The 9,532-nt window shown below is 42.0% G+C and carries 5 protein-coding genes and 1 pseudogene; 2 read left to right on the forward strand and 4 right to left on the reverse strand.

The features are described from left to right. Positions 1 to 62: 62 nt before the first annotated feature. The gene (locus RV13_RS16865; protein WP_010745352.1) at positions 63 to 914 is read left to right on the forward strand and encodes an RluA family pseudouridine synthase; all 852 of its coding nucleotides are present in this window, start codon (positions 63 to 65) and stop codon (positions 912 to 914) included. A gap of 100 nt (positions 915 to 1,014) precedes the next feature. Here the strand turns inward: RV13_RS16865 and apf are convergent, their stop codons facing one another. Together apf and RV13_RS16875 are read right to left on the reverse strand one after the other, a co-directional pair. Then, the gene (gene apf, locus RV13_RS16870) at positions 1,015 to 1,674 is read right to left on the reverse strand and encodes an aggregation-promoting factor (protein ID WP_010745351.1); all 660 of its coding nucleotides are present in this window, start codon (positions 1,672 to 1,674) and stop codon (positions 1,015 to 1,017) included. A gap of 416 nt (positions 1,675 to 2,090) precedes the next feature. Beyond that, positions 2,091 to 3,728: a putative polysaccharide biosynthesis protein gene (locus tag RV13_RS16875; RefSeq protein WP_010745350.1), complete on the reverse strand. Its 1,638-nt coding sequence runs from the start codon at positions 3,726 to 3,728 to the stop codon at positions 2,091 to 2,093. Positions 3,729 to 3,853: 125 nt separating this feature from the next. Between RV13_RS16875 and RV13_RS16880 the strand changes: the two genes are divergently transcribed. Next, positions 3,854 to 5,350, forward strand: a complete 1,497-nt coding sequence (locus RV13_RS16880) for a UDP-N-acetylmuramoyl-L-alanyl-D-glutamate--L-lysine ligase (RefSeq protein WP_010745349.1) — start codon at positions 3,854 to 3,856, stop codon at positions 5,348 to 5,350. Between the two features lie 12 nt (positions 5,351 to 5,362). Here RV13_RS16880 and RV13_RS16885 read toward each other — a convergent pair. After that, positions 5,363 to 6,254 (reverse strand): annotated as a pseudogene (locus RV13_RS16885) (NAD(P)H-dependent flavin oxidoreductase). A 113-nt stretch (positions 6,255 to 6,367) separates the two neighbouring features. Continuing rightward, a complete protein-coding gene (leuS, locus tag RV13_RS16890) occupies positions 6,368 to 8,881 on the reverse strand; it encodes a leucine--tRNA ligase (RefSeq protein WP_010745347.1) in 2,514 nt (837 codons plus the stop codon). Between the last annotated feature and the right edge of the window lie 651 nt (positions 8,882 to 9,532).

Genomic DNA, 9,532 nt, shown 5'->3' on the forward strand with positions numbered 1-9,532 from the left:
CTTATTTTAAACCCGTCTATTTTAGTTACTATCCATTTACAACTATAAAAAGGAGCTATTCAATGAAATTTACCATGACTCTGCCTGAATATACTGTTGAAATGCCTATTAAAGATTTACTGGAGCAGGAATGGCTAGTCCCGCGAAAGGTTCGCCATTTTATTCGAACACGCAAAGGCCTGCTGATTAATGGCGAAGTTTGTCATTTCCAATCAATCGTTCACCCTGGAGATACGATTACTATCCTTCTTGAGGCCAGCGATTATCCGGAACGGAAGATCCTGTTGGGCGACAAAAAGCAAATTAAGGTACTTTACGAAGATGAACATTTAATCATTGTTAATAAGCCCATAGGCATGAAAACCCACCCCAATCAGCCAGATGAGCGCGATACTTTATTCAATCATTTAGCCGCCTATTTAGCGCCAGATTTCCAGCCTCACGTGGTTCATCGCCTAGACAAAGAAACCAGCGGCGCGATTGTTTTTGCGAAAAACCCTTTTGTCTTACCAATCTTAGGGCGTCTATTAGAGCAAAAAAAAATTTATCGTCGTTACCAAGCGGTCGTTCACGGAACAATCAAAAAGGATTTAACCATCAATAAAAAAATTGGCCGTGACCGGCATGATCGTCGCAAACGAAGAATCGATCCAAAAGGTGGTAAGCCTGCCATCACTCATGTCACTGTCGCCGAGCAATCAACAAATCAAACAGCGATTTTTTGTCAATTGGAAACCGGCAGGACTCATCAAATTCGCGTTCATCTTGCTAGTATAGGGCACCCATTAATCGGAGACCCCTTATATAGTAAAAATCCCCGCGGACGATTAATGTTGCATGCTTATGAATTGCATTTGCTCCATCCTTTTACCAATCAGAAAATAGCCGTACGAGCTTTACCAGGATTATGGTGAAAAAGAAACCAGTTCGGACAGAGTGGCTCTGTTCAAACTGGTTTTTTTCCATAAAAAAAGCCAAGATCTCATTGTGAGGTCTTGGCTTGAAATCGTCTATCTAGTACCAACCGTTTGCTTGCCAGAAAGCTTGCGCGCCTTCCCATGAGCCATAACGAGAAGTTACATATTGATCAGCAACACGTTCTTGGTTTGCTTCAGAATAGTCACCATTTAAGTATGAAGCTGATAATTGGTAACGTCCGATGTATTGACCGTTAGTAGCTGAATAAGAACCGCCTGATTCACGTTGAGCAATCCATTCTTTTGCTGAAGAAGTTGTCGCTGCAGTCGCTGCTGGAGCTGCTTCTTGTACTGGCGCTGCTTGTTGAACAGGAGCTGCTTGTGTTTGTTGTACAGGAGCTGTTGCTGCTTGTACTGGTGCCGCTTCTTGTGCAGGTACTTCTGTGGAAGCTTGAATTGTTGTTGTTTCTTGAACAGTTTCAACTGCTTGTGTTTTTTCTTCTTTTGCTGCTTTTCCTTCACTATCAATCGTTAATTCTTGACCAGCAAAGATCATGTTTACGTTAGAAATTTTATTTGCTTTTGCAATTGCTTCTACTAAGCTGTCGTTACCAGCAAACTTGTGTGAGATTTTTGATAAAGTATCGCCCGCTTCTACTGTGTATGTTTCTGAAGCGTGTGCATCTGTAGCTCCCATCGCTAAACCTGCACCTGCTGCTAATACTGTACTAAAAAGAAATGTTTTCCCTAATTTCATTATGTAACTTCCTCCGATTTTTCTTATGTCATTGTTCTTCTGTCTTCTTGACTACGAGTGCTACTTTACCATCCTTTTGTATTTCATGGGTAATATTAATGTAACAGTTCATTACAGAAACATAAAACTATGTAACAAAACGCCGGCGTGTGTGTCACTTTGAAATATATTACTTTTATTCTTATTAAATAAAAGTCAGTATCCAAGCCTTTTCCAGCAGATGTAACTGTTTTACTCTTGTATTACAAAAATTATCTTTAGAAATATTGCAATCTTTTTGTAAAGAAAAGAAAAGAAAAAACCTTGTTCTTTTTGAATTATTTTGCAAATATTTTTTGTAGAATTTGAATTTAATCGTTGATTTATAATAAAAAAATACTTCCGTTCTATATAAAAGAACGGAAGTAGAAACAGTTTTATTTAATATGAAGTCTTCTGCGCCATTTTCTTGCCTGCGGCCCAACTAATTTGTCAACTAAGCGTATCTTCAAACTCAAATAGAAATAAACCAATCCGCCAGCTCCCGCCGTCAGTAGACAAATAACAAGAGCTGAAACCCGAGATGAAGGATCAAAGGCTAAATAGCTTAATTGCCGAACAACAACAGCAACAATCAGCATTAGGATCGCTAAAATAAAAATCAACACACAGCGACGAAGAGCCAGCTTATAATTGGCGTGGACGACTCTTCGTAATTTCCATAAGCATAAGCCGCAGGTAAAACTTAGTCCGATAAATGTAGCAACTAAGGGTCCATAGACTTCCAGTAATTCAATTAACGGTACCTGGATGACTATTTTTAACAGCAGCCCAGCTAACCAATACCTCACAGCAATACGGCTGTGGGAGATGCCTTGCAAAGTCGTGGACAGCATCATAAATAAAGCTGAAACAAATCCAGCCCAACAGGCAGCAACCAAGACGCGACTCCCTAATAGATCTGCTGAATAAAAGACCGTATTCAAAGGATAGGCCAACAAAATCATCCCAAAAACAGCCGGCAGCATGATAAAAGCAAACAATTGGATATTCGTGTTCACCAGTTTAGCCAGCTCTGGCCGACGTCGTTGCGTGAAAAGTTCCGTCAACATCGGCAAGCTTGTCAATGCTAAAGAGGTCCCTAAGGCAACCACCACCATCGTCAGCTTATCTGGGTTCGCGCTGAAAAGGGCATATAAGGCAACTAATTGCTCGTGGCTATAGTTCGTGTTGGCACTCATCGTATGGATAAACGTGACCTGATCTACTAATTTATAAATGGTGATTCCGCTTCCTAGTAAAATAAAAGGGATCGCTTGGCGAACCGTTTCAATCAATAATTTCTTTGTGTCAATCGCCACTTTATTCCGACTAGGTTGAAATTGCTTGTTTTCTTGCTTATGCTTTTTGAACCAATAAAAAAGTAAAACAGCATAAGAACCGATCATCCCAACTGAAGCCGCAAAGGTCGATTGAATCACTGCATTTAAGTAATCGCCTTTCATAACCTTCATGATGATGAAAACACTTAAAAGCATGTATAGGACTCGAAGCGCCTGTTCAACTAATTGAGAAATCGCAGAAGGCCGCATATCCTGCTGACCCTGAAAATAGCCTCGTAAAACGCTCATACATGGAAAGGCCACGACCGCGATGCTCAATGCCTGGATCACAGGAATCAGTTCACGACCCCCACCTGATAAACCAGCTAATAACGGAGCAGTGAAGAACATGACTCCACCAAAGACAACCCCTAAGATCGCTGTTGCCTGCAGAGCCTTGATGAATAACCGATGACTCGTTTGATAGTCACCCATAGAATTGTAACGAGCGACCTGCTTCGCGATTGCCCCAGGTAATCCCGCAGTGGAGATCATCATGAACAACGCATAAAAGGTATACCCCATATTAAATAAGCCATTCGCCGCTCTGGCATTTTCTCCCATCCAGGCGTACCATGGAATAATATATATTGCCCCCAGCAGTCGGGAAAAAATACTTCCGATCGACATCCATGCCGATCCCTGAATCATTTTCTCCTGATAGCTCAGATCACTTGGTCGTGTCTCTTTCATGGTCTCCTCCTTAAAAATCGTTACTCTTATAGTAAAGCTAAATCGCGTTCCTGACAATCACTCTTTACTTTTTCTAAGCCTGAGCTATGCTATAATAGCCTAGACTATATATTGGAGGTCTCAACATGCTGACACTTACCCAAATTCAACAAATACTTGAAAAAGAAAATCTTTTACGGGAGTTCATCACACCAACGCATTGGACACTGACTGCTCCCTTTGATAAAGACTTCGAAAAAATTTCTTACGACTCACGTGAAGTCGATAGCACCACACTTTTTTTCTGTAAGGGCAATAATTTTCAACAGCGCTTTTTAGAACAAGCACTGAAAGACGGTTTAACCTGTTATATTGCAGAACAGCCCTACGAGGTGGCGGCAGAATTGGCGATTATTGTAACCGACATTCGTAAAGCGCTAGCCGTTCTAAGTATGGCATTTTACGATTACCCGCAAGAAAAATTGAAGCTGATCGGCATCACCGGAACGAAGGGAAAAACAACCGTTGCTTATTTTACAAAACAAATTTTAGATCTCGCTACAAATAAAAAGACCGCATTGCTATCTACTTTAAATACAACCTTAGACGGCGTTACTTTTTTCAAATCAAAGCTGACAACACCAGAATCTTTAGACTTATATCGCATGATGGCAGAGGCCGTAGCAAACGGTATGACACATCTAGTCATGGAGGTCTCTTCCCAAGCCTATAAAGTCGCACGCGTTTATGGCTTAACTTTTGATGTAGGGATCTTTCTAAATATCTCGCCTGATCATATCGGACCCATTGAACACCCAACGTTTGAAGATTACTTCTATTGTAAACGACAATTGGTGGCAAATTCTCGTCAAGTCATTCTGCAGCATGAAATCGATCATTTTGATCTGCTGCAGGAATTAGCCGAAAAACAAATGATTCCCGTTATTACTTACGGGAATGAGGCAGCGGATTATCAGGTGAAGCCGTTAGACCATCCGCTAGCATTTGCTCTATCCAGTGCAGAGGATCGATTGGAGCTAAATGGCGAGTATAAAATTTTGCTGGCTGGTGATTTCAACAAGGAAAATGCCGCTGCTGCCTTAATCGCTAGTGCGTTAGTAGGCGCAGATCAAGCAGCCGGTCGCCAAGGTCTGGCTGAGGCCTTGGTCCCTGGTCGAATGAACCTGCTGCTAAAATCAAATGGCGCCCACATCTATGTGGATTATGCCCATAATTATCTAAGCATGAAATCCTTGTTAGCCTTTGCGAAGGAGCAGCACCCGAACGGGAAACTTCTGGTCATCACCGGCTCTACCGGTAATAAAGCAGAATCTCGCCGTGACGGACTGGGACAAGCGATTGGAGAATATGCCGACATCGCTGTTCTGACTAGTGACGATCCAAACTTTGAAGATCCAAAAAAAATCGCAGACGAAATCCAGCAAGGCATCCAAAACGATCGTGTCCATGTCCACTTTGAAGCCGATCGCAAGAAAGCCATCAAAGAAGCGATTCATAATGCCGGACCAAATGATGCCATCATTTTGGCTGGAAAAGGAACCGACAAATATATGACCGTCAATGGTGAAGATCTTCCTTATGAAGGTGACTACCATTTGGCTGAAACGTTTATTAAAGACTAACGGGGCACCCCGTTAGTCTATTTTTATCCTTTCACTCACGTACTTAGCTTCTCTATACAATTCTTCGATTAGATCCTTTGCTGGCTTCACTTGGGTCAGTAATCCGGCAATCTGCCCAGACATCACGCATCCTTGTTCAATATCTCCCGGATCTGCTGCAGACCGTAATGCTTCCAATGTAAATGCCTCATTCGGTGACTCTGTCGTCAAACGATTTTTTAATCCGCGGATCGCTCCACCTTTACGAATCACTATTGTAGCGGTATCGTTTGCTCGGATAATCGCCTTCTGATAGTTTTCGTGAATGGGACACTCTGCTGCTAGCAAAAAAAGCGGTGCCCATTTGACCCCCCTGTGCCCCCAAAGCAAATGCCGCCGCCATCCCGCGACCATCACCGATGCCTCCTGCTGCAATCAATGGTAGCTCAGTCGCTTGTGCTACTTGCGGTATCAGCGTCATCGTCGTAGTCTCACCAATGTGTCCGCCAGCCTCCATTCCCTCAGCAATGATCCCGTCAACACCCAATTGCTCCATCTTTTTCGCTAATTTCACGGAAGGAACGACAGGGAAAACTTTGATCCCAGCCTGTTTTAGCTGTTTCATATGAGGTTTAGGTGTTCCTGCACCAGTCGTAACGATTTTTACTTTTTCTTCAATCAGTAGGTCAACTTGTTCCGAAATATTGTCCATTTGCAGCATCAAGTTAACAGCGAAAGGCTTGTCTGTACGTTTTTTCGTTTCACGAATCTGTTCTCGCAACTCTTCCCCACTTAGTCCACCTGCCGCAATAATTCCTAATGCACCGGCTTCTGATACCGCACTGACTAACGGATAACGGGCGATATGAGCCATTGCTCCTTGAAAAATCGGATATTGGATACCTAACAACTCAGTAATTTTCATCAATTAAATCCCTCGCTCCCTTTTTCTCCATCCTAGCACAGCTGAACAAAGTGCCGCTCCATATTTTTACTAAAAAAACTACCCCGTAAATAAATACGAGATAGTTAATTTGGCTAATTTGCGACAATATTGACCAATTTATTTGGTACAACAATTACTTTACGAATCGTTTTGCCTTCAATATTTCGTTGAATGTGCTCATCTGCCATTGCAAGTTTTTCTAACTCCTCTTTGGCTAAATCAACTGCAACCATTACTTTTGAACGAACCTTGCCGTTGACTTGCAAAATGACTTCAATTTCATTTTCAACTAGCGCCTCTTCATCATACGTTGGCCAAGCAACATGAGAAATGCCGCCTTCATGTCCTAGGATCGCCCAAAGCTCTTCTGCAATGTGCGGTGCAAGCGGCGCAAGCAATTGAACAAAGCCTTCCACGTATTCATAAGTTAACGCTTCTGCTTTATATGCGTCATTGACGAAAACCATCAATTGAGAAATGGCTGTGTTCAAGTGGAGGTTTTCCATATCTTCGGTTACTTTTTTAACGGTTTGATTGTAGACCTTAGTTAATGACCCATCGTTGAAGGTTGTGATATGATCTCGCATTTTACCCTCTTCATCCACAATCAGACGCCATACGCGATCCAAGAATTTCCGTGAACCTTCAAGTCCGTTCTCACTCCAAGCAATCGATGCATCCAATGGTCCCATGAACATTTCGTACATCCGTAAAGTATCGGCCCCATATTGTTCAACAACATCGTCAGGATTTACCACATTTTTCAATGATTTACTCATTTTCGCAGGCGCTTCTTCTAGTTCTTCTCCTGTTTCGATACTGAACCATTTGCCATCGCGTTTTTCTACCATGTTCGTTGGTACTAACGCCCCACGACTATCACGGAAGCTTTGGCCTAAGATCATCCCTTGGTTGTATAATTTTTGGAAGGGTTCATTTGTTGGCACCACACCGATATCATACAAGAATTTATGCCAGAAACGCACATACAATAGATGCAACACCGCATGTTCAGCTCCACCGATATAAAGATCCACCGGCATCCAGCGTTTCAGTTTGTCATAATCCGCCAAGGCTTCTTTGTTGTGGGGATCGATGAAGCGCAAGTAGTACCATGAGCTGCCTGCCCATTGCGGCATCGTATTGGTTTCACGACGACCTTTTTTACCGGTAATCGGATCCACTACATTGACCCATTCTTCAATGTTGGCCAATGGAGATTCACCCGTTCCGCTTGGTTTGATGTCTGTTGTTTTTGGTAATTCCAAAGGCAATTCATAATCAGGCACTAAACCAGTTGTTCCATCTTCCCAGTGAATGACCGGAATTGGTTCACCCCAATAACGTTGACGAGAGAACAGCCAGTCACGCAGACGGTAACTGATTTCTTTCTTCCCACAGCCATGTTCTTCCAACCAAGCAACCATTTGATCAATGGCATCTTGTTTATTCATTCCATCTAAAAATTCTGAATTGATATGTGGTCCGTCACCTGTGAAGGCTTCTTTCTCAACATCGCCGCCTTCAAGTACAGGAATGATTGGCAGACCAAATGTTTTCGCAAATTCATAATCTCGTTCATCATGGGCAGGAACCGCCATAATAGCACCTGTTCCATAAGAAGCTAAAACATAGTCACCGATCCAGATTGGCATTTTTTCACCGTTGACAGGATTAATCGCATAAGCCCCTGTGAAGACTCCGGTTTTTTCCTTCGCCAAATCTGTCCGATTCAATTCTGATTTTTTCGATGCTTCTTCGATGTAGGTATCAACAGCCGCTTTTTGTTCAGCTGTCGTAATCTTTTGTACCAAGTCCAACTCTGGTGCCAACACTGCATAAGTCGCGCCGAACAAGGTATCTGGACGCGTGGTAAAAACAGTAAAGGTTTCATCGCTGCCGTCAATTTTAAAGCTGACATTCGCACCGATTGAGCGGCCAATCCAGTTCCGTTGCATTTCTTTGATACTTTCTGGCCAATCCACCGTTTCCAAATCATCTAACAAGCGATCGGCATAAGCAGTAATTTTCAACATCCATTGACGCATAGGTTTACGAATTACATCATAGCCGCCGCGTTCACTCTTGCCATCAATCACTTCTTCATTAGAAATAACTGTTCCTAATTCAGGAACCCAGTTTACAGGAACCTCCGCTTCATAAGCTAATCCTTTTTCATACATTTGTTCAAAGATCCATTGAGTCCACTTGTAATACTCAGGATCTGTTGTATTCAACTCGCGATTCCAATCATAGCTGAATCCTAGCGCATTGATTTGACGCTTGAAGGTTTCGATGTTTTTCTTAGTAAACTCCGCAGGATCATTTCCTGTATCCAAGGCATATTGTTCTGCTGGCAAACCAAAAGCATCCCATCCCATTGGATGTAACACGTTGTAGCCCTGCGCCCGTTTCATTCGTGAAATGACGTCTGTTGCTGTATAACCTTCCGGATGTCCTACATGCAAGCCCTGTCCAGATGGATACGGAAACATATCCAAGGCATAAAACTTTGGCTTTTCAGGATCATCTTGGGTATTAAAAACATTGTGCTTTGCCCAATATTTTTGCCATTTTTTCTCAATCGCTTTGTGATCGTAACTCATGTTGCTCCTCCTAATAAATAAACTTATTTTGTTTGTAATAATAATATAGCTGCAGTTTCTAAAATGAAACTGAAAAACTAAGACACTTCCTTCTACGAACTCGCTAAAGCGAGAAGTAGAACTGACAGCTAGCTCAAAATGAATGAATGAATTTTCCTTACGTAAAATTCAACCAATCTTCGTACGCATACTATCCAACTTGATACCTTGTACTGATAACATGGCTAAAGATTTTAATCGTTCTCATGCTTTGAATAACTACGAAAAGTTGGACTAGCAGCTAATTCCAAGTAATGAATCATTTTTCTAAAATACAGAAAAATGGGCTTATCTTCGTCACGCATATCATTCTACTAACTCGCTAAAGCGAGAAGTAGAACTGACAGCTAGCTCAAAATAAATGAATGAATTTTCCTTACGCAAAATTCAACCAATCTTCGTACGCATACTATCCAACTTGATACCTTGTACTGATAACATGGCTAAAGATTTTAATCGTTCTCATGCTTTGAATAACTACGAAAAGTTGGACTAGCAGCTAATTCCAAGTAATGAATCATTTTTCTAAAATACAGAAAAATGGGCTTATCTTCGTCACGCATATCATTCTACTAACTCGCTGAAGCGAGAAGTAGAACTGACAGCTAGCTC

This window comes from Enterococcus raffinosus, assembly GCF_001886185.1.
GTDB classification, from domain to species: Bacteria; Bacillota; Bacilli; order Lactobacillales; family Enterococcaceae; genus Enterococcus_A; species Enterococcus_A raffinosus.